Raw genomic sequence first — 22,340 nt, forward strand, 5'->3', positions numbered from 1 at the left:
TTAAATTGAATGAGATAGTTTTTTAAGTTGTTCTAATTTATTATAAGCTTTTCCGCTATCTATTGCCTGTTTTGCTATCTTTACACCTTCAGAGAGACTATTCGCTTTCCCTGCAACCTGAAGGGCTGAAGCTGCATTTAACAAGACCATATCTGTTGCCGGTCCTTTATTTCCTTTGAGAATTTCTAATACAATCCTTGCATTTTCCCTTTTATCCGCTCCTCTTACTTGGTCTAAGGAACTACGAGATAATCCAGCCTCTTCAGGAGTAATGGTCTTAGTTTCAATCTTACCATCTTTTGCTCTAACAATATACGTCTTTCCAGAGATTGATATCTCATCAAGTCCTTCTTCACTATGAACAACCATAACATCCTCTGCTCCGAGTTTTGACATCACTCGGGCGATTATTTCCATGTATTCCTTTGAAAAGACACCAATCAATATACGTTTAACCTCTGCAGGATTAAGCATTGGACCAAGGATATTAAAAATAGTCCTTATCTTTAGTTCCTTTCTAACAGGAACAACTCTTTTCATTGCTGGATGATAAAGTGGAGCAAAAAGCACAGTGAGTCCACATTCAAAAAGACATTTTTCTGCTATCTGAGGAGACATATCAACCTTTATTCCCAATTCTTCAAGGACATCAATGCTTCCACATTGGCTTGAAGCAGAGCGATTGCCATGCTTTGCCACAGGAACACCTGCGCCTGCTACTACAAAGCTTGTAGCAGTAGACACATTGAATGTACCAGAATGGTCTCCTCCTGTGCCAACAATATCTATTGTTCCCTGAGGAGATTTAATTTTTATTGCATAATCTCTAAAAAGTTTAACAGTTGCAAGAATTTCGTCCTCTGTCTCTCCCTTCATTGATAATCCCATTAAAAAAGCTGAAATCTGCACTGGAGAAGCTTTCTCTTCAATTATCTCAATAAAGCTTCCCTTTAAAAGTTCCTCAGGAAGGTTTTCTCTTTTGCTTAATCTGTATATTGCTTCTTCTATCATAGTTTTAAAAAGTTTTTTAATAAGTCTTTGCCAGTTTTTGTAAGAATGCTTTCAGGATGAAACTGCACTCCTTCAACAGGATATTCCCTGTGCCTTATACCCATAATTATATCATTTGATGTCCATGCACTAACAATAAGACAGTCTGGTAGAGTTTCCCTTTCAACTATAAGTGAATGATATCTTGTTGCCTCAAAAGGGTTTGGAAGCCCTGTAAAAATTGTTTTGCCATCGTGATAAATGAGAGATGTCTTGCCATGCATTATTTCATGAGAACGAATAACTTTTGCACCAAAGGCTGCTCCAATTGCCTGATGTCCAAGGCATACTCCAAGAATTGGTATTTTACCTGCAAAATATTTTATTACATCAATTGAAATTCCTGCTTCTGTAGGAGTGCAAGGACCTGGAGAAATAATAATTTTTTCAGGAGACATTTTTTCAATATCTTTAATTGTAATTTTATCGTTTCTATAAACTTTAACGTTTTTAACCATCTCTCCAACATATTGATAGAGATTATATGTGAATGAATCATAGTTGTCAATTATAAGAATCATGAGGACAGTCCTCCAGATTGGAGAAAATTTACTGTTTTAAGCATAGCCTTTGCTTTATTAACTGTTTCTGTATACTCTCTTTCAGGTATAGAATCTGCAACAATTCCTGCTCCTGCCTGAACAAATACATGATTGTCCTTGATTGTTAGCATTCTTATGCCAATGCACATATCCATATTACCACTGAATCCAAAATATCCTATTGCTCCTGCATAAGGACCTCTTTTTGTTGGTTCAAGTTCTTCAATAATCTGCATTGCTCTTACCTTTGGTGCGCCTGTTACAGTTCCTGCAGGGAAACAGGACATAAAAACATCAAACATATCAAGTCCCTTCTTAAGCTTCCCCTCTACATTGCTTACAATGTGCATTACATGGCTATATCTTTCAATTGTCATTAATTCTGTAACATTGACCGAACCTATCTCTGCTACTCTACCCACATCATTTCTTCCAAGGTCAACAAGCATAATGTGTTCTGCTATTTCTTTCTCATCGCTGAGTAGCTCTTTTTCAAGAGCAAGGTCTTCTTCCTCTGTTTTTCCTCTTGGACGAGTTCCTGCAATAGGTCTTACAATAACCCTTTCATCTTCAAGTCTAACAAGAATTTCAGGAGAAGAGCCTACAAGAAAACCCTCGCCTGTATCAATATAAAACATATATGGAGAGGGATTTATAATTCTTAGAATTCTGTAAATATCAAAGGGATGAGCTTGGGTTTCAGTTTCAAATCGCTGTGATATTACAACCTGAACAACATCACCATTTAATACATACTCTTTTGCCTTTTTTACCGCAGAGAGAAATTCCTCCTTGCTGAAATTAGAATGAAATCCGTGCAGTGTTTTGCTCCCTTTTTCTGGGACATTTAGATAGGTTCTAAATCTCTCATCACTATGACTTTTTAAATCAGAAATGAGGTTGTCAATTTTTTTCTGTGCTTTTTGGTAAATAGAAGTTGCATCTTTATCTATGAAGGCATTATACACAATTTTGATTGATTGTTTAAGATTATCAAAAATTAGAAGTGTTTCCGGAATCATTAGAAAAATGTCAGGCATGTCTATTGAGGGTTTTGGAATATCAGGAACTTTTTCAAAAAGTTTTACAGTATCATAGGAAATAAAGCCTACCATTCCACCAAAGAATCTTGGAAGTTCTGAGTCAATATAGGGCTTATACTGAGTGAAAAGTTTTCTTAAAAAATTAAAAGGTTCTAACTTTTTATAAACCCTCCTGTTTTGTCCTTTTTGAACAGTTATTTTCTTACCTTCTGCTTTAATCACAACAGAGGGTTCAATACCAATTATTGAGTATCTACCCCATTTCTCTCCTCCTTGAACACTCTCAAGAAGAAAAGAAGGGCGGCGATTAAGTTTAAGAAAAGCTCCTACAGGAGTATCAAGGTCTGCGATAATTTCCCTGTAAAGAGGAATTAGATTAAATTTATCTGATAGTTTAAGAAATTCTTTTTCATTTAAATTCATTTGATAGTTTAAATAATTATAGTTCAAAAAGGCAATCTTGCTTTATCAAAGCTCTTTCATATATTTTCTGTCTTTGAATTCTTCTTTTTTGCCTTCATTCCAGTTAGATACAGGACGGAGATAGCCTACCACACGGGAATATATTTCGCATTCTCTACCACATTTGGGGCATGTAGAGTGTTCGCCTTCAATGTAGCCACATTCAGAACATACACTGAAAGTTGGTGTTATGCTTATGTAGGGAAGTGTATATTTTTCAAACACCTGTCTTATGAATCTTTTTAGTTTCTGGGGTTCGGGCTTTTCACCCAAGAATATATGTTGAACTGTGCCTCCTGTGTATTTGCTCTGCAACTCATCCTGATTGTCTAATATGTAATGAATTGACTCTGTAAATCCAACAGGAAGCCATGTGGAGTTTGTATAGTAAGGATGTTCGCTGCCTTGAGTGATAATATCTGGATATTTTTGCTTATCAATCCTCGCAAGTCTGTAACTTGTTCCCTCTGCTGGTGTTGCCTCAAGATTGTATAGATTGCCTGTTTCTTTTTGATATTCAAGGAGTTTCTCTCTCATAAAATCCATTACTTTCAAAGCAAAGGCTTTCCCTTCCTCTGTCCAAATTCCCTTAGAGTTAAGCCAACGAGCATTTGCTATAGCTTCGTTCATTCCAATTATTCCAATTGTTGAGAAGTGATTACACCAGTAAGCTCCTGCTCTTTCTTTTACAAAACTCAGATAATGCTTGGAGTAGGGGTAAAGTCCTGAATCTGTAAATCTCTCAAGTACTTTCCGTTTTATCTCAAGGGATGTCTTCGCAATCTCCATAAGCCTGAGAAGTCTTTGATAAAATTCCTCTTCTGAATTACTTAAATATCCGATTCTTGGAAGATCTATGGTCACAACCCCTATACTTCCTGTGAGAGGATTAGAACCAAAAAGTCCGCCACCTCTATGCTTTAGCGCTTTAGTTTCGAGTCTGAGCCTGCAACACATAGAGCGAGCATCCTCTGGTTTTAAATCAGAATTAACATAGTTTGCAAAATATGGTATTCCGTATTTTGCCGTTGCCTGCATTATTAGGTCTACAACTGGGCTATTCCAGTCAAAATCTTTTGTTATGTTAATTGTAGGAATTGGGAAGGTAAACACTCTTCCCTTTGCATCGCCCTCAGAAAGCACTTCAAAGAGAGCTTGATTGAACATGTCCATCTCTCTCTGAAACTCTCCGTATGTAGCATCCTGAGTTTTTCCTCCGATTATCACTGCCTGAGAGACAAAATGCTCAGGCACTTTAAGGTCAAGGGTGATATTGGAGAAAGGGGTGTTTCCAGTTATAAAAACCTGTCCATTTCTTCTTGCAATAACAGTCTCGTTTTCTGTATTAACGCTCCAGATAATACCTCTGTATTCAATCTTTTCAATTTTCATTATATGGTCAGCTTTTGTCTCTGTAAGGGTAATAATATACTGAAGCTTTTTGGAAATTCCTCCCATTTTTCTCTTTCTCACATTAAAGTTATATCCTGCCAATACCGCAATCGCAGTAATGAAATCCTTTGCTTCTTCTTCTGTAACGGTTATTCTTTTTCTGAACTTTTCGGTCCAGCCATCACCTTTTAAGTATGTTTCAAGAAATAGTCTCGCTTGCCTCTTACTTAACCTATAAAGATATTCGGGAAACTTTTTAACCTTAGCGCCTATGAGTTCATGTATTGCTTTACTTGACTTTGGCTTTAGCCTTATATGCTTGCACTTACCAAGAGAGTGTTGCTCTTTAACACTATATTCAAAATTCAAATCTTCCAAAAGCTGAATAATCTCTTCATAGTTCTCGGGATGAGTTTCCTTAGACTGATATATGCTAACTCTGTGACTTCCTTCCCTCTCAATGCTTCCCTCTGAAAGTATCCATGAGAAAATTTTAAGCTCCTCATCTGAGATGGGATAATCGGGATTTTTGTTTTCTCCTGCTACTGGAATAATTAATGGTGAACTGTAGCTTAGTAAATCTTCAATCCTATCCAGCCTGTATTTTTCTGTATTAAAAACCTTTCTTACAACTCTATGATTTGGCGAGATTAGTTGACTCTGGCTTCTGTTTTTCAGATTATACATAATTCCAGAGTATTCCTTTCTGAAAACATAGGTAACCAATTTTGTCTCAATCTCGCCATTGTTTATGTTGAATGTATAAATTGAGTCTCCAATTTCAACTTCGTTATATCTTTTCCATCCATCTAAGGTTAAAATTTCGGTGTCTTCAGAAAGACATTGAAAACCAACGCGAGTAGGCACATTGAGGTTGAAGACCCATTCCTGAAGTGCCTGTTTTACTTGCTTATAATTCAATCCGTCATAGGCAATGAAGGGTGCAAGAAGGGTGTCCACATTGCTGAAAGCTTGCGCTCCTGCTGAATTTCCACACCAACAGGCTTTACCATTTCTTCTTACATAAAGAGTATGATTTGGAACTTCTACACAGTAAACTTTTCCTGCATAATTTGTGACTTGCTTATTGACACTATTGAGTCTAAAGTTTTTTGCTAAAGATACTCCTACATCATACCACTTGAAATTTCCCTTTTTTCTCTCATAAATGTTAGCTGACATTCCAAGTTTAAGCACTATCTCCTGTATGTCATCAGCTAATCTTTTACTTTTTGTTGAATACTCTATGTTTCCATCCCCACTCCAGCCATCACCTTTCATTAGCCAGTCAAAGATAATCTCAAGTTGTTCCTTACTTAGGTTTTTAATTTCAGAAGGAATGAATTTGTCGCAGCTTTTTCCAAATTTCCTTAGGTATGAAAACAATTGCTTGTCATTAATGTAAAACTCTATTAAGTCAGCTTTAAACTTCTTGTTGTAGCTGAAGGGAATTTGACTGAGCACCTTTTCAAATTCTTCAGCAATTTCGCTTTTTTTCTGAGATATTCTTACTAAGTATTCATAGTAGGGAACTTCTCTTCCTTTTCTCTGTCTCTTTCTCAAATAAGTGCATCCTTCGGCTAACCAGAATCCAAAGAATTTAAGCCATAGATTCATGGGAATCTTCTTTGGAGGTAACACTTTGATCTCATATTTTTCAATTGGTTGAGAGCTGTAGATTCCTGCCTCTTCCTCAAGGATATCTGGACTTTCACTTTTACTGTTTATTTTTTTAAAATTTCTGTATTGGTAAATTTTGATCTCAGGCAGAATAAAGTATTCCTCCATTCTGCCTTCCCATAATGCGTGCTTTGGTATAAAGTGAGTATTTGGATTGAATTTTTCTGCTTCAATGAACTTTAGCTTTCCATTTTCTTTGGATGTTGGACTATACTGTTGCACCAACATCCTGTGATTTGGCGTTACAAGCAAGTCAAGCTTCTTGGACTTAAAGTGATACATCGCACCGTTATAATCAAATTCGTAAAACTTTACTGGTTTTTGAAGTTCAATTTTTTTTGTCTCAGTATTCATAGTAAAGATGAAATCATGCTCTGTGAGCTCAAAAAAATACTTCCAACCTGAATATGTAAGAACCTGTGTATCTGAGGAATAACACTCTCCCTGGGTTGTATACAAGAAATTGACAATCTGACCCAGTGCAGGCCTAAGATGCTTAGCAGGCCGAGATTCAACTTTACCGGGAACTCCACCAAAGCCCCGGATAAGCAAGTCCATCAAATCCCATCCAACACAATAGGCAGAAAGGGCATTCAGGTCGTGAATATGCATATCGCCATTTATATGGGCTTCCCTCACCTCTGGAGGATATATTTTGTGTAGCCAGTAGCTTTTGCTTATTTCAGAGGAGATATAATTGTTAAGCCCCTGAAGACTGAAACTCATATTTGAGTTTTCGCTAATTCGCCAGTCAACCTTGCTAAGATAGTTGTCTATGAGCTCAAGTCCACCCTGACGGGCAATCTCACGCATTCTCGCATGCTGGTCGCGGTATATGATGTATGCCTTAGCTGTTTTCCTGTAGGGACTGCTTAAAAGTATCTCCTCAACTATGTCTTGTATTTCCTCTACATGTGGGTCTCGGTCTCTGATTAATTCCTCCGCAAGCAATAGGACTTTTATCGTAAGCCTTTTTGCTGTATCGTAATCGAACTCGCCGGTTGCTTTTCCCGCCTTTGAAATGGCTACAGTAATTTTTTCAGGGTCAAAGGGGACAATGCGGCCATCTCGCTTTATTATATTTTTAAACATCCTAAACCTCCCTTTCACGCATAGCCTTTGCAGCTAAAACCATATTTTTTAGGGATGCCACTGTCTCCTGCCATCCTCTTGTCTTTAGTCCACAGTCTGGGTTTATCCAAAAAAGTGACTTATCAATCAGACTGACAGAACGCTCAATAATCTCAATCATCTCCTCAACAGAGGGTAATCTTGGAGAGTGAATATCATAAACTCCCAATCCAATGCCATGGTCGTATCTGAAGTTTTCAAAGGCAGATAAAATCTCTCCTTTGCTTCTTGAAGCCTCAATTGATATCACATCAGCATCAAGAGCGTAAATCCTGTCAATTATCTCATTAAAGTCTGAATAGCACATGTGAGTATGAATCTGCGTAAAGGGAGATACATCAGCTGTGGTAAGCCTGAAACTATTTATGGCCCAATCAAAATATTCGTTCTGCTTGTTTCTCTTAAGAGGCAAACCTTCTCTGAAAGCAGGCTCGTCAATCTGAATAATTTTTATACCCCTCTTCTCAAGTTCCAGCACTTCCTCCTTTAGAGCAAGAGCTATCTGGTAGGCAATCTCGCGCCTTGATATATCCTTTCTTGGATAGGACCACTGAAGAATTGTAACAGCACCTGTCATAATTCCCTTCACTGGTCTCGTGGTGAGAGATTGAGCATAGAGGGTTTCCTCAACTGTAAGAGCTTTGTCCCTCCATACATCTCCGTAAATTACCGGTGGTCTTACACATCTTGAACCATAAGACTGAACCCAGCCATTTTTAGTTATCGCAAAGCCTTTTAGTTTTTCAGCAAAAAACTCTACCATGTCTGTTCTCTCAAACTCTCCATGAACAAGCACATCTATGTCAAGTTCTTCCTGAATTTTTACAGCCTTTTCAATCTCCTGAAAAATAAACTTTTTGTATTCCTCCTCAGTTATCTTACCATTTTTATAATCTGCCCTGAATTTTCTTACTTCCTTTGTCTGAGGAAAGCTTCCTATGGTAGTTGTAGGGAAAAGAGGTAGCTTGAAAGAATCCATCTGTATACTGTATCTCTCTTTAAATTCGGGTTTTCTTAAAATAGCTTTTTCATCTATGCTTGAGATTTTGCTCCTTACCTCTGCCTTTGAAAATATCTCATGGACTATACTTTTCCTTGCTGGCAGGGCTGCTCCATCATTAATTGCTCTTTTGAGAATGGTTAACTCTTCAAGTCTCTCATTGGCAAAGCTTAGCATGTTAAGTATATCCTCTTGAATATGTCCTCTCTCTGCCTCAACAGTTATTGGAAGATGAATTAGTGGAGATGAATTGGAAAGCATAATCTTATCGGTAACTCTGAAAAGTCTCTCCAGCATGCTCATAACAACAGTAAAGTCTGTCCTCCAAGGGTCTCTTCCCGATACAACTCCAGCAATGAGAACTTTATCGGATGGAAATCCAAGAGTTAGTATATTTTCAAGATTTTCCTTGCCGTCTACAAGGTCAAATCCAAATCCATGGACAGACAGAGAGAAAACAAGTTTTTCATATGCTGAAACCGCTTCATAATAAGTTTGAATATAAACTTTTAAAGTAAGGACCTTTGTCAGCTCCCTGTAAAGACCTGTTAAGAGTTCTATCTCTCGCTCTTCCATATCCATTACCATTGCAGGTTCATCAATCTGTATTTCTTCAACTCCTGCTGCATCGAGTTTTATGAGGAGCTTTTTATAGGCAGGCAATATTTTTTCCGATAATCTTTCCAGTCTATCCATATTTAACTTCGCAGACTTCAGATAGGTAAAAGGTCCCACTATGACAGGCTTGGTTTTTACGGATAGACTATCTCTTAGCAAAGCAAATTCCCTAAGGGGCTTGTTTTCCATAAGCTCAAACTCTTCATCCTCTATTTCTGGCACAATGTAGTGATAATTCGTATTAAACCACTTGGTCATCTCAAGGGCTGGAAGCTCTTGAGTGCCCCTTGCCATAGCAAAATATCTATCCAAGGGGTCTGAAATTCTGTTAAATCTTTGAGGTACAGCGTTAAACATCACTGAATGGTCAAGAATAAAGTCATAGAGAGAAAATTCATTAGATGGAATGAGGTCAATCCCAGAGGATTGAATGACTTTAGCATTCTGGATTATTAAAGAATTGGCAGTCTCTAAAAGTTCTACTTTTGAAATCTTCCCGTTCCAGTAGTCTTCCAGAGCTTTTTTTAGTTCTCTCTTCGGACCGATACGGGGATAGCCAAAGACAGTGGTTTTAATCTTCATCTACTCCTCCCACGAGGCATTTCAGAAAGCCAAAGGCTCTCTGACTGGATAGGTCTTCCGACTTTGGGCTCTCTTCAACCTACTTGCCCGCCTTCCCAGAGATTTGCTCTCCAGTGGCATAAGTGGGCTTTCGTTCCCAACACGGCTGCGGGGCAGCGGAGGATTCTCACCTCTCTTCCCTTAAAATCCAGTTAGGTTAAAGTATAACAAAATATATCCAAATCTTTCAAAAAATTAGTATTCTGACATTTCTTGTCATTCCGTGCATCTTTAATGATATGAGGAATCTCTGACTCATGCTCCTCGGAATAACAGAGTAAAGCAACGATTAATTACATAATGAGTCTGGAATCACAGAGGAAATGCAGAATTTTGTTTATAATGTATAATATAAAGTAAAAAATGCTGAAAGAGGGAAGAAAAGTGGTGGGATATTATTTGGATAAAGGGCTTATAATGCCTGAATATATTTTATTATTGATAAAGGATAAATCATGATATCTTATCTATTTCTTTCTTTTTTCATTAGCTTTATAATATCTCTTTTTATAATCATACAATCTAAAAGAATAAGCTCCCTTATTTCAGATCATCTACATGTAGGTCCTCAGAGGTTCCATTACTCTCCAACTCCAAGGATTGGCGGAACTGGAATTTTTATAGCTCTCCCGGGAGCTTTAGCTCTGGTTTTTCTTAGAAGAGAGTCCTGTTCATATGACTTTGTGCTGCTAATACTTTGCTCTGTTCCTGTATTTTTTGCTGGTTTTTTAGAAGATATCTTAGCAAAGTTTTCAGTTAAATTGAGACTTCTACTTATAGGCATTGGACCTACAATGGCTTTTTTTCTTTTAGATGCTTCTATCAAACGAGTGGATATTCCTTTAGATGCTTTTTTAAGCTTTGGTATTTTTTCTTTTATTTTTACTGTTTTTGCTATTGTTGGAATTACAAATGCCATAAATATTATAGATGGTTTTAATGGACTTGCAAGTATGGTATCAATGATAATACTTTTAGCCTTAGGTTATGTGTCCTATAAAGGTGGCGATCACTTTTTAATTATTTTCTGTATTAGCCTCATAGGAGCCATAGCAGGCTTTTTTATTCTTAATTATCCAAATGGACTTATTTTTCTGGGTGATGGAGGAGCTTATTTAATCGGTTTTCTCATAGGCACTATATCGGTTCTTCTTGGGAATAGACATTCAGAAGTGTCTCCCTGGTTTCCCTTTGTAGTTTGTGTTTATCCTATATTTGAGGTAGTTTTTTCAATGTACAGAAAAACTTTTATTAGGGGTATCTCTCCATTTTCACCAGATGGACTTCATTTGCACATGATAATCTATAAACGTCTCACAAAAAAGCTTCTAGGACCAACAGCTCTCCCTTTCTCTGGATTTTATGCACATTTGGAGTAGTTCCAGGTTTACTCTGGTGGAAAAATACAACCCCACTTATAATTACTTCACTATTTTTTGGTGTTCTTTACACTTATCTTTACTGGAAAATATTAACTGGCAGATTTTTAAGATTTAAAAGGAAGGGAGGAAGCATTTAAAACCTTAAATTTAGTTTTTTAAATGCCAATAATGCTCTCTATCTTTTTAACCCTGTCTCTTATCTCCAGATACTGTCTTTTAAGCTGATTTTCAGCAATAATTCTTTCCTGCTCCTTTTTCTCCATGAAACCTGCCAGTCTATCAAGATGTGTAAGAAGTAAGCCAAAATCAATAAGATCAAATTTTTTATGAAGTTCTCTAACATCGCGCTCGTAGTGTTCAAGCATACTCAATATATTTCTTGAGAATCTTTCAAGTCTTTCAGAAATAGCTTCTATATATGTATTAAAGTCTTCTTTGGTGATATAAATTTTAAGATCATCTCTGGTTACCATCTCAGATTTTATGTAGTTAATCTCAAACATAAACTCTGCTTTTAATTTATTCAGGTCTTCTTTTGTTGCGAAGGCTTTCAAGTCCTCCTTGGTCGCAAAAGCTTTCAGATCTTCTTTAGTTGCAAAGGCTTTCAAGTCTTCCTTTGTTGCCATCTCCTGTCTGAAAATATTAAATTCTTCCTTTACTGCTTTTCTTACAATTTCTAATAAAGTTTTCTCATCCATAAAAACCCTCCAGTCCTTCTACTACACCTATTATAAAAATCTTCAATTTTATTTTCCCATAACTTGACAGTATAACATGTGCTTTAATTTTTCCTTCTTGCTCTAACATTATTCCACCACTCAGCCACAAAGGCAAGAAAAATCCCTGAAAAAAGTGCGCTTATTCCAGCCACAGCTATAATGAGCTTTCTTTTTGGTTTTACGGGAGAATCAAGAGAGGTAGGCTGTTCTATAACGCTTAATATGAAATTTTTATTATTTTTAATTTTTTCTTTTTGTGTTGATATTGCCTCAGCGTAGGTCTGAGAGGTTTTTCCAAGCTCCTTTTCAAATTCATCTATTGCATACCTGAGAATATCCTCAGCAAATTTTTTATCCTTCTGTTCAGAAATTAGATTAATGCTCCCTGTCTTTTTGTCTATCTCAGCCTTAAAAACAATGTCTCCTTGGCCTTTATTGATTGATTTAGTCAAGTTGAGTATATTTTCTTTTTCTCCATACTGTTTTATCAATCTATCAAGCACCTTCTTTTTAAACTCAAGGCTATTAAGTATTGATAGAGATAGATTATTGACCTCTGGCGACTTGGTTTGTCCTAAAGGAATTATAAATGATGTTTTACTATCACTTGTTTTAAATCTCTCAATAACAGACTGACCAATCAAAGAGTCTACCCAAAGAGTTGCCCTTGCCTGATAAATATCGGGAGATAGAAAAGCTACCAAGCCTCCTATTAAAAGCCCGATGAAAGAAACAGCAACGATAAGCTTGAGCCTTTTTTTAAGCACGAGAAGCAGTTCATAAAGGTCAATCTCATCAGAGTATTGTTCCTTTCGTCCTTGCTCGTTCATTCCAAACCTCCGAAGTTTTTGTTAGGCTATGCAAAAATTTATAGCTTTTATGTTCTTTCGTTATCATTCCTTTTTTCATTCCGAGCTGTTTTTTGTCATTCCGAGGAGCGTAAGCGACGAGGAATCTCCTTAGCTACAATAGAGAAGACCCTTCAGCTTCGCCTCAGGGTGACAAAAAGCGTCATTTTATAGAGCATCTGATATTCTCATCATTCCAATACATTATTTTTATATTATTCTTAAACAATTTAAATTTAAACCCTTATTAATCTCAAATACTTCTTATTATCTCCACAATTCTCTTGCTTGATAGACCGTCTCCGTAAGGGTTTATAGCCCTTGCCATTTTATGATATTCAGAGGTATTTTCAATTAAACTCTGAACTGCCTTTACAATATTTTCTTTCTTGATGCCTACAAGACTTGCAGTTCCGGCCTCTATTCCCTCAACTCTCTCTGTTACTTCTCTCATAACCAATACCGGCTTTCCTAAAGAAGGTGCTTCTTCTTGAATTCCACCAGAATCAGTCAATATCAGAAAAGATTTTGACATTAACCAAATCAAATATGGATATTCCAGAGGCTCTAAGAGAAAAATATTCTTAATCCCATTTAATATTCTATTGACTGGCTCTCTTACATTAGGATTTAGATGAACCGGATAGATTATCTTTAATTCTGGATAACTCTCAGCAATCTCTTTTAAGGCATTGCAAATGTTTTCAAATCCTTCACCAAAGCTTTCTCTTCTATGCCCTGTAACTAATATTATCTTTTCTCGCTGAAATTCAAAAATTCCATTAAAATAAAGTTCAATTTTAGACCTGAGCTCCTCATTTTCCTCTAAAATTCTCAATCCTAAAAATAAAGCATCAATTACTGTATTCCCAACAACCCAAACATTTTCCCTTATTCCCTCGTTATACAAATTTTGTTTTGCCTTTTCCGTAGGTGCAAAATGATAATCAGCAATGTGTCCAACCAAGACTCTGTTTATCTCTTCTGGAAAGGGTGAATATTTATTGCCGCTTCTCAGCCCTGCCTCAATATGGGCAACCTTTATTTTTTTGTAATATGCTGAAAGCGCACCAGTGAAAGATGTTGTTGTATCTCCTTGAACCAAAACAAGATCGGGATTAAAGTCATTGTAAACTTTCTCAAGTTCTATGATACTGTCAGATGTTATATTAAAAAGACTCTGATTGTCCCTCATTAAATTAAGGTCGTAGTCTGGCTTTATTGCAAAAAAATTTAGAACTTGGTCAAGCATTTGTCTGTGTTGTGCAGTTACACAAACTTTTACATCAAAATCTTCTGGATATTTTTTAAATTCCCAGTAAAGAGGAGACATCTTTATTGCCTCTGGCCTCGTCCCAAATATCAATAATATCCTCTTCAAATCTCCTGCACCCCTCTATCAAAAATCCCAACCTTGAGCCTCAAACCTTGAACTTTAAACACCCGATCTACCCATTCACTCATCCGCATCTTCTACTCACCTCACAGCACTACTCATACCCGGTGGAAAATCAGCAAGCATATCAATTTTTTCCCAGTTATCTCTGAACCACTCAATATTTGCATCAAAACCCTCTTTAAAATCAACAATAGGCTGATAACCTATGAGCTTTTTAGCCTTTTCAATTGATGCAAGAAGTCTCGGTTTTGTATCCCACTTTCTTCTTTCCTTAAAAATCAAACCCGCCTTATTTCCAGTTGCTTCTAAAACCATTGAAGCCACATCCTTGATTGAAACCTCTCTTCCAGCAGCAAGATTAAAATTCTCACCTATTGCCTTTTTATAGTAACCAGCCTTTATAAGTCCCTGAACAAGGTCTAAAACATAGGTAAAATCTCTTGTTTCCTCTCCTGTTCCCGTAATTGGTAAAGGTAAACCCTTAATTGACCAGTAAATAAAATTAGGTATTACATTTCTATACTGACCTGGCACTTCACCGGGACCGTAGGAATTGAAAAATCTGCAATTGACAATAGGCAAACTATAATGATGATAATAAAAATTACAATACATCTCACCTGTCATTTTATTAATCTGATAGGGAGTTGTAAGATGCATAGAAATAAAATCCTCTTTCAAGGGAAGTTTGGGATAAGAGCCATAAATAGCACATCCACTTGATGCATATATGAATTTTTCCACTCTCCCTAATCGGGAGTATTCAAGGAGTTTAATTTGACCAATAACATCAACTTCTGCTGAGACTTCTGGATAGTCTACTGAATTCTGGTTTGCAAAGAAGGCAGCAAGATGAAAAACAATGCTAATATCCTCTTTGAAAACTCTCTTCAGGTCAACATCATTTCTTACATCACCAAAAACAAACATTATATTTGGAAGAGGTGTTACATTCCAAGGGTCTCTGACTTTTATTGCTGAAAGATTATCAAGAACAACAACTTTACCCTTACTTCCAACTAATTTTGAAAGAGCAATAATTAGGTTACTTCCAATAGCACCTGCTCCACCAGTTACTAAAATATTTCTACCTTCATAGTATTTTATTAAATCTTTCCCTAAATCCAACTTCCCCATATATTCATCGACCAATTTAACTCTTTTTTCATAATGATTCATGAAGCCTCCTTAATAAAAATTTTCTATTAACTTTTGAATACAAACTTCTCTTTCAAAATTATTTACTAAATAGTCATAACCATTCTCACCATATGTGATAAGAGCATTTTTATTTCTATAAATTTCTCTCACTAAATGCTCTGCTTTTTGAATATCTCCATGTATACAACTTAAGCCACAATTGGCGTTTTTAATTATACTATGCCCATCACTGTCCTGATTTAAAAAAGCCAAAACAGGAAGTTTTGCAGCCATATATCCAAGAATCTTCCCCGGCACCACAGGAGTCTTATTCTTACTGGACAGAGATACCAGACCCACATCACAATCCTTAACAAGATAGGGGTATTCCTCTTTAGATACAAAGGGCTTAAAAATAACATTATTTAAATTTTTAGCTCTTGCTAAATCCTGTAGTTTTGTTCTCTCCATCCCGTCACCAACAAATAGAAACACCACATCCTGTAAATCCTTCACCTTTTCAGCCAGTTCTATAACAAAATTTAGCCCTTGAGACGGACCCATAACCCCGGCAAAGAGCAAGATAAATTTATCCTCTAGATGATACAGATTCCTGTATTTATTAGTTCTTGAAACTCCGTTAAACTGTTTTATGTCTATCCAGTTATGAAGCACCATGAATTTGTTGGAAATGTCTGGATGATTATTTTTTAAAAAATTTAAATTGCCCTCGGAGTGAACAAATATCCAATCCGCACCAATATAAGCTTTTCGTTCCATTTTCCTAAAAAAATTTATTAAAAGAGGATTTTTTAAAACTCCTAAATCAATTGCATTTTGAGGAAATATGTCCTGAACATTTAATAAAAACTTTGCATTAAAATTTTTCTTAAGTTTAGCTCCAAGCATTGCAAGAGGCAGAGGGGGACTGTAAACGATTATTACATCTGTTTTGTTTAAGTATTTTTTAATTTTATTCTCAAAGATATAAGGCATGCTGATTTGAGAAATCCCTCTTATGATAAAATTTACTTTGTGATGTGGCAGAGTTTTTATTCTAATGACCTTAATTTGATTTTCCTCAGTAAAATCTGGATATTTTATATTCCTCTGCTCGTCGACTAAATTATATTCTGGATAGGTTGTAGCAACAGTAACATCAAAACCTCTGTCTCTCAACCCTTCAGCCAGCTCCAGCATCAAATGAGAGGCAGAACGAATCTCTGGAGGAAAGGAATCAGTTATTAATAGCACCCTCATATTTGAATTACTGTTCCCTTTGAAATAGATTCATTGATTTTGAAAGTAGTAAGTGTAGAGTAATAAATTTCATCATAGGTTATTTTTGGTTTTTCACTCCCTTTAATTACACTTATAAAATGAGACAACTCTTCCTTATAGCCTATCTCCTGATTTAAAGTTTTAAACTTTTTAGTCCTTCCACCCAGCCAGAAATAAGAGTTTTTGAAGTCTTCAATAATTAATGTCTTACCCTCAGAGTAAACCTCTATTCTCTCTCGTGAAAATGACTTATCTCCTGAGGAAGAGTAGAAAATATTACCCACAGAACCGTCCCTGAATTTAATTACAATCGAAACGTTGTCTTCATTAACTATAGTTTTATTGTTACCAGAAACTCTATCTGCATAAGCTTGTATAGGTAAACTATTTGTCAGATAAATCATCAAATCAATGAAATGACATATCTCTCCAATAATTCTTCCACCTCCCTCTTCTTCAGAGTGAACCCAGTGTTCAGATGGAACAAACCCAGCATTAACTCTGTAATTAATCATCAACGGGTCTTTACGATTACTCACAAAACTTTTTAGTTTTTCAACATGAGGAGAAAATCTTCTATTGTAACCAACCATAAGAAATGGAATAGATTTTCCATCATCCATCACTGAAGAATAGACATCTGTAATTTCTTTTAACTCTTCTTCATTGATACACAATGGCTTCTCTACAAAAACATGCTTTCCTGCCTGTAAGGATTCTTTCACCATTTTTGCATGAAGACTGTGGGGAGTTAATATGACAACCGAATTGATTTCCCCATTATTTAATATCCACCTGTAATCAGAAGTTGCATTTTCAAATCCATATTTTTTGGCAGTCTGATAGGAATTTATACCAGAGCTTGTAGAAAGTGTATGGAAGCGAACATCAGATAGCTTTGATAAAGCTGGAATCAATAAAGCCTTACCAAATAATCCCGCACCAATTATTCCAATAACGACAGAGGAATTTTTTGCTGTTTCTTTTAATTTTTTTAGTTTTTCCTGTGATATATCCTTCTCTTTGGAATACTCCAAAACTACGCCAATATAGGGTCCGCATCTGTTATTCATTATATTTTCATAAACCTGAATCGCCTTTTCAATCGGGAATTTGTGAGTAATCAATGGTTCTAATATGACTTTCTTTCCAGAGACAAGCCTTAAAAACTCCTCAAGATTTCTATTTTCCGTCCACCTAATATAACCTGTTGGATAATCAATTCCTTTATTTTCATAGACAGGGTCAAGACTACCCGGACCCGCTGCTTTAGAGACAATAATTTCTACTTCTTTGTGCCAGAGTTCATTTCTATCAGGATGAATATCAGCAACTCCTACAACAACAATCCTGCCACGAAATCTTGCAATATCAACTGCTAAATTAATAGGAGCATCAGACTTTGTTGCAGCAGTAATTATCACCGCATCTGCACCAAATCCATCCGTATATTTATCAACAAGATTTTTAAAATCCTCGGCATCTGAGCTAACTGCATCTACTCCTAATTTTCTTGCCATTTCCACTTTTGACACATCAATATCAAACCCCATAACCATGCAACCATAAGCTTTCAGAATCTGAATGGTTAATAATCCAAGCAACCCAAGTCCAATAACAGCAACTCTTTCGCCAAAAGTTAAATTCCCGCATCTTATACCATGCATTGCAATGATTCCGAGCATTCCAAATGATGCCTCTTCAAAACTTACATCATCTGGAATTCGACAGCAAAGATTCTCAGGAACTGTTATATACTCGGCATGGGAAGCATATCCTGCACCAATGCAGGCAACTTTATCCCCTGGGGCAAATTTATGAATATTCCTACCAACTTCAACTACAACACCGGCTGAACTATATCCAAGAGGCACAGGATTATCCAGTCTACCCAATGCTTCTTGAAAGGTCTTTAAAAACCCCTCTTTCTTTGCTTTATCTAAAAATCTTTTAACCAAATCCGGACGGCTACGCGCCTTACCAAACAACGATTTTCTACCAAGCTCAATAATTGAGCGTTCGGTACCGATGCTTATTAATGAAGCGTAGTTTTTGACCAATATAGTATTAGCTGATATATTTGGCACTGGAACGTCCGCCAGTTCAAGCTTGCCCGTCCGATAGTTCTGGATTAGTTGTAACATTTTTTAAACCACTCCACCGTTTTCTCTACAGCAGTTTCTCTGAACCTTACCCACTTATTAAGGCAGATGAAAATTGTATTATTTCAAATTATTAAATTCGTTAACTAATATTTTAGCAACTTCCTTTATGTTATAATAACTTTCAATGAATTTTTTTGAATTAATTTCTTGTTTATTCTTGATAGCCTGAATGATTTTTTCAGCCAGTTCGTGCTCAGAATATGGATCAAAATAAACTGCATAATCCCTTGCAATCTCATTAAATGGAATAAATAAGTCTTTATACTTTGACCCATCAGATAATATTACAGGAACATTAAAATATAAAGACTCAATAACAGGCAAACCAAATGTTTCTGTTAAAGAAGGAAATACGAAACAGTCAGCATTTTTATAAAAATCAAAGATTTCCTTATAATTAACAGCACCTGAAAAAATAACATCATCCTGGATTTTCAGTTCATTAATAATATTAACTAATTTATTGTAATAGTCCTGATAACAGTCTGTATTACCGACTACAATCAATTTGCCATTATATAAATTATGTGATTTAAGTATGGCAAAAGCTTTGATTAAAACCTCTAAATTCTTATGGGGTGCAACTACTGAAACAGTTAATATGTAATTAAATGGAAATCTATTTTCAATATTTGGTTTAATACTGCTCAGATCCAATCCGTGTCTTAATAGAAAACATTTTTTTTCATCAATTTTATAAATTTTTTTGATTATTTCCATTGATCTTTTTGAACAAAAACGAATTTTTGATGCTTTTAAAGCTGAAAGCCAGCCTAAATAAAAAATTAGCTTATTTCTTAATTTTTCTTTAAGTGTCCAGTTTTTGATAATTTTTGAAAAAGGATTAACATTCTCAATAAAAAGCACAACGTTACAAGGAGCTAATAAAGAAGTAATATTCCCAACAGAATATAAAACATTTATTTTATATTTATAAATATAAAAAGGCAGTATAGACTGTTCCCACAAAACCCTAAAATAAGGATTAGCAGGACAATGTTTAAAAATAACTTTTTCAAAGCTATCAGGAATAGATGAGATAATAGAATTTTGTTTAGAGCTAACAAAAACAAAATATTTATTTGTTTTATCCACTTCATCAAGTGCTTTCATTAGTGTTTGAAAAACACTAATACCTGCACCAGCACGAGCACTAAGTGTATTTAGGGCTATATTCATGATTGATTAAACTTTAGATTTTTCAATTTGATTAAATTATGTTTGATATATTTTTTCATACACTTTAAACCAAATAACTCCGGTTTTTTTATGAGTTATGACAAGCGTTTGAATATAATTATCTTCTAATAACTTTTTATTTAACAAATCTCTTGAGACTTCATCTAAAACACGTTGATCTATAATTACATATCTTTCATCAAATTTCATATTCTTGATCTGGTTCAAAACAGAAAATCTGTGATCTATAATTGAATTTATTTTATTTTCCATTTTTTCTCCAAATAAAAAATATTCATCTGTTCCAATATATGCAACGGTGGAACCTGATTTTAAATATGATTTAGTTATTGTCTTAAGAACTTCGCTACTTGAGTAGTCTTTTAATATTAACTCCTTTATATCATTTGCCTCTTTATTTTCAAAAATAAATTCTCCAAGAGTGCTATACCTTAAACTTGAAATAGAATGCAGTAAGTTGTTTGAAACTATATAATTTGTAGGAATTGATATAAAAATTAATATAACGGTAATAAAAATATAATTTGATATAGCAAGCAAACTAACTACTTTACGAACAAATAAATCCTTGAACAATATAGCTAATATTGGTGCAAAAACAAGCACAAAGTCAAATGAAAGCCTAAAAAGTCCTGACGGTTGCCAAGAAAGAAAAGCATGATAAAGAATAAAAGAGATAGTAGAAAAAACCATAAGGAGAATATAAAGTTTCTTATTTAAATTATTATGCTTATTTAAAAGAAAAGCTTTTATTGAATATAAATATGTAGGCAATAGTATCAATGAACCTACTATACCAAAGGCATTCCTTTGAGGAATTCTATCTTTTAAAAAGATATAATATCCGCCTTCTCTTGGTAATATATCAGGTATATTGAAAAATTCTAAGATAAAATTATGAATAGTTAATAATATAGATTCAATTTTTTAGGCAAATAACCAAAATCAGATACCATATAAAGTATACCTCTAACAATTCTACCTTTAATGCTTAAGTAATCTAAATTTCCAATCGCTGTTAAATAATTTTCCTTAAATCCTCTAAGATCTCCATACCATAAGTAATTATTTAAATAAAGCCATACAGTAGTAGAGGCTAAAAAACCAAAAATAAATGATAAAAAGATTATATAAAAAGTTTTTAGTTTATTTGGGGAGCATTTTATCATAAGAATACAAATTGCTAAATAAATAGGCAATAAAATAACTGTAGTATTCTTAATACCTAAAGCAACGCAAAACGATAAAACAGAAATTATTACTAATAATAACCTTTTATCATTCTTGTTTATATATTCTAAAGCAAAATAAATACTTACCAATATCCAAAAAGACTTACTGATGTCATTTGAACCGAAATAATAACTATAAATTATTATTGTAAACGATGTCGTTATAAAAGCTGCAAAAATAGAGGCCTCTCTGGAGAAACCGATATTTATTGCCATTTCTCTTATCACAAATGGTAATAATATAAAACAGAAGGCTGAAACTAAAAAAGTTAATTCAGCCTTTTTAAAGAAGGTATAAAATGGGACAAATTGAGCCTCATGTAAAAAAGAAAAACTTGTAATACGAAAATTTAAAACTATAAAGGGTTTTATAGTCTCGTGTTTGATCCAATAATAAGGCATTTCCCAATGATAACTATCAGCCATTGGAAAATTAAGCCACGCAGTAGCAGCAATTGTAATTAAAGTTATAGAATATGAAATTATCAGCCATATTAAAAATTTGTTCATTTTCATAAAATTACTTGATAAATCTATTAAAGATAATTTTTTAAATTTGAATTTATCATAAGATTTGACTGTTAGAGAAATTGAAATTAAACTAAAAATTGATATAAATATGAAAATACCTAACATATTGAGCCAATTAAAAATTGATAGTAATTGAATCATGATACCATGAAAGAGAAAAAAGAATAAAAAGAAAACTAATACTTTCTGAAAATTGGTTAATTTAGGGAAAAAAGACCTTATTATTCTTAATATTGAAAAAATCAATAAAGTAAAATAGGCAAATCCCAATAACATATATCGCTCTTAATTACTTACATAAATAGTCTACATTAGGTTTACTGTTTCTAAATGGATCAACAAGATCATCAGAATACTCACCCATTAACAATCTTTTGGGTGGGAGAAAATTTTTTCTATAAAATCTGCTTATTTTTGCTATTATGTAACCCTTATTTGTTAATTTTACGCAATTTTTTTCTATTATTATTGTTCCTGATTCAAGTTGTTCAGTTAATCTTACATCAATTAATCTATGTTCATTTAAGTATTCGTTGATAAAAACATCTTTAAATCTTTCTTTTTGAATTCCGCCACCACGCTGGTCTAACTTTTCTAATATATAAAAGGATAAAGACCTATCAATTACAGTGGGAATTGAAATAGCAAAAGCGTATCCGGCCAATAAAAATAAAAACAAAATTAGGAATTTTTCAAAAAAGTCATAAATTTTTACTCTAAATAGAAAAAAAGAGGTAATAATAACTCCGATTAAAACATCCATAAGAGCACTATAAAGAACTACATTCACCTTGAAAAATCTCATATGAATATAATGAATACTTATCAATAAAACAGAGAAAATAAACAGGTAAAGAATAAAAATTTTAAATTTTTTAACCATTCCTTTTGCCATTGGTCATTT

Annotated in this window: 16 protein-coding genes and 1 riboswitch; of the genes, 1 reads left to right on the plus strand and 15 read right to left on the minus strand. The window is 34.6% G+C overall.

The window, feature by feature from the left end; genetic code table 11:
• The 5 genes from trpD to metE are packed head-to-tail and all read right to left on the minus strand — an operon-like array spanning position 1 to position 9,500.
• On the minus strand, positions 1 to 1,011 hold the full coding sequence (trpD, locus tag FLY87_RS08080; protein WP_012546835.1) for an anthranilate phosphoribosyltransferase: 1,011 nt from the start codon (positions 1,009 to 1,011) through the stop codon (positions 1 to 3).
• A complete protein-coding gene (locus FLY87_RS08085; protein WP_012545428.1) occupies positions 1,008 to 1,571 on the minus strand; it encodes an aminodeoxychorismate/anthranilate synthase component II in 564 nt (187 codons plus the stop codon). Before FLY87_RS08085 ends, trpD begins: the two co-directional genes overlap by 4 nt.
• Positions 1,568 to 3,058 (minus strand): anthranilate synthase component I, encoded by a 1,491-nt coding sequence (trpE, locus tag FLY87_RS08090; RefSeq protein ID WP_012546555.1) that lies wholly within the window; start codon positions 3,056 to 3,058, stop codon positions 1,568 to 1,570. Before trpE ends, FLY87_RS08085 begins: the two co-directional genes overlap by 4 nt.
• Positions 3,059 to 3,103: 45 nt before the next feature.
• The gene (locus FLY87_RS10240) at positions 3,104 to 7,261 is read right to left on the minus strand and encodes a ribonucleoside triphosphate reductase (protein ID WP_141266813.1); all 4,158 of its coding nucleotides are present in this window, start codon (positions 7,259 to 7,261) and stop codon (positions 3,104 to 3,106) included.
• A gap of 1 nt (position 7,262) precedes the next feature.
• Positions 7,263 to 9,500, minus strand: coding sequence for a 5-methyltetrahydropteroyltriglutamate--homocysteine S-methyltransferase (metE, locus tag FLY87_RS08100; protein WP_141266814.1), 2,238 nt, complete (start codon positions 9,498 to 9,500; stop codon positions 7,263 to 7,265).
• Positions 9,501 to 9,529: 29 nt separating this feature from the next.
• Positions 9,530 to 9,736, minus strand: a riboswitch (cobalamin riboswitch).
• 258 nt (positions 9,737 to 9,994) lie between these two features.
• On the opposite strand from metE, the gene FLY87_RS08105 reads away from it, so the two are divergent.
• Positions 9,995 to 10,918, plus strand: a complete 924-nt coding sequence (locus FLY87_RS08105; protein ID WP_141266816.1) for a glycosyltransferase family 4 protein — start codon at positions 9,995 to 9,997, stop codon at positions 10,916 to 10,918.
• Between the two features lie 158 nt (positions 10,919 to 11,076).
• Here the strand turns inward: FLY87_RS08105 and FLY87_RS08110 are convergent, their stop codons facing one another.
• The 10 genes from FLY87_RS08110 to FLY87_RS08160 form a co-directional block, all read right to left on the minus strand.
• On the minus strand, positions 11,077 to 11,619 hold the full coding sequence (locus tag FLY87_RS08110; RefSeq protein ID WP_141266818.1) for a hypothetical protein: 543 nt from the start codon (positions 11,617 to 11,619) through the stop codon (positions 11,077 to 11,079).
• An 83-nt stretch (positions 11,620 to 11,702) separates the two neighbouring features.
• Positions 11,703 to 12,470, minus strand: coding sequence for a Wzz/FepE/Etk N-terminal domain-containing protein (locus FLY87_RS08120; protein ID WP_012546104.1), 768 nt, complete (start codon positions 12,468 to 12,470; stop codon positions 11,703 to 11,705).
• A gap of 271 nt (positions 12,471 to 12,741) precedes the next feature.
• Positions 12,742 to 13,869: a non-hydrolyzing UDP-N-acetylglucosamine 2-epimerase gene (gene wecB / locus FLY87_RS08125; protein ID WP_141266820.1), complete on the minus strand. Its 1,128-nt coding sequence runs from the start codon at positions 13,867 to 13,869 to the stop codon at positions 12,742 to 12,744.
• A gap of 96 nt (positions 13,870 to 13,965) precedes the next feature.
• Positions 13,966 to 15,066, minus strand: a complete 1,101-nt coding sequence (locus tag FLY87_RS08130) for an NAD-dependent epimerase/dehydratase family protein (protein ID WP_141266822.1) — start codon at positions 15,064 to 15,066, stop codon at positions 13,966 to 13,968.
• A gap of 9 nt (positions 15,067 to 15,075) precedes the next feature.
• The gene (locus FLY87_RS08135) at positions 15,076 to 16,281 is read right to left on the minus strand and encodes a glycosyltransferase family 4 protein (RefSeq protein ID WP_181406012.1); all 1,206 of its coding nucleotides are present in this window, start codon (positions 16,279 to 16,281) and stop codon (positions 15,076 to 15,078) included.
• Positions 16,282 to 16,283: 2 nt separating this feature from the next.
• Positions 16,284 to 18,452: a bi-domain-containing oxidoreductase gene (locus tag FLY87_RS08140; protein ID WP_181406013.1), complete on the minus strand. Its 2,169-nt coding sequence runs from the start codon at positions 18,450 to 18,452 to the stop codon at positions 16,284 to 16,286.
• Between the two features lie 78 nt (positions 18,453 to 18,530).
• Complete coding sequence (locus tag FLY87_RS08145; RefSeq protein ID WP_141266826.1) at positions 18,531 to 19,652, minus strand: glycosyltransferase family 1 protein; 1,122 nt, start codon at positions 19,650 to 19,652, stop codon at positions 18,531 to 18,533.
• A gap of 36 nt (positions 19,653 to 19,688) precedes the next feature.
• Entirely contained in the window at positions 19,689 to 20,447 is a 759-nt protein-coding gene (locus FLY87_RS08150) for a hypothetical protein (protein ID WP_141266828.1), read from the minus strand.
• Positions 20,448 to 20,578: 131 nt separating this feature from the next.
• Positions 20,579 to 21,577: a hypothetical protein gene (locus tag FLY87_RS08155; protein ID WP_141266830.1), complete on the minus strand. Its 999-nt coding sequence runs from the start codon at positions 21,575 to 21,577 to the stop codon at positions 20,579 to 20,581.
• 148 nt (positions 21,578 to 21,725) lie between these two features.
• Complete coding sequence (locus FLY87_RS08160; protein ID WP_219995007.1) at positions 21,726 to 22,331, minus strand: hypothetical protein; 606 nt, start codon at positions 22,329 to 22,331, stop codon at positions 21,726 to 21,728.
• Between the last annotated feature and the right edge of the window lie 9 nt (positions 22,332 to 22,340).

The organism is Thermodesulfovibrio sp. Kuro-1 (assembly GCF_006538445.1).
Taxonomy (GTDB): Bacteria; Nitrospirota; Thermodesulfovibrionia; order Thermodesulfovibrionales; family Thermodesulfovibrionaceae; genus Thermodesulfovibrio; species Thermodesulfovibrio yellowstonii.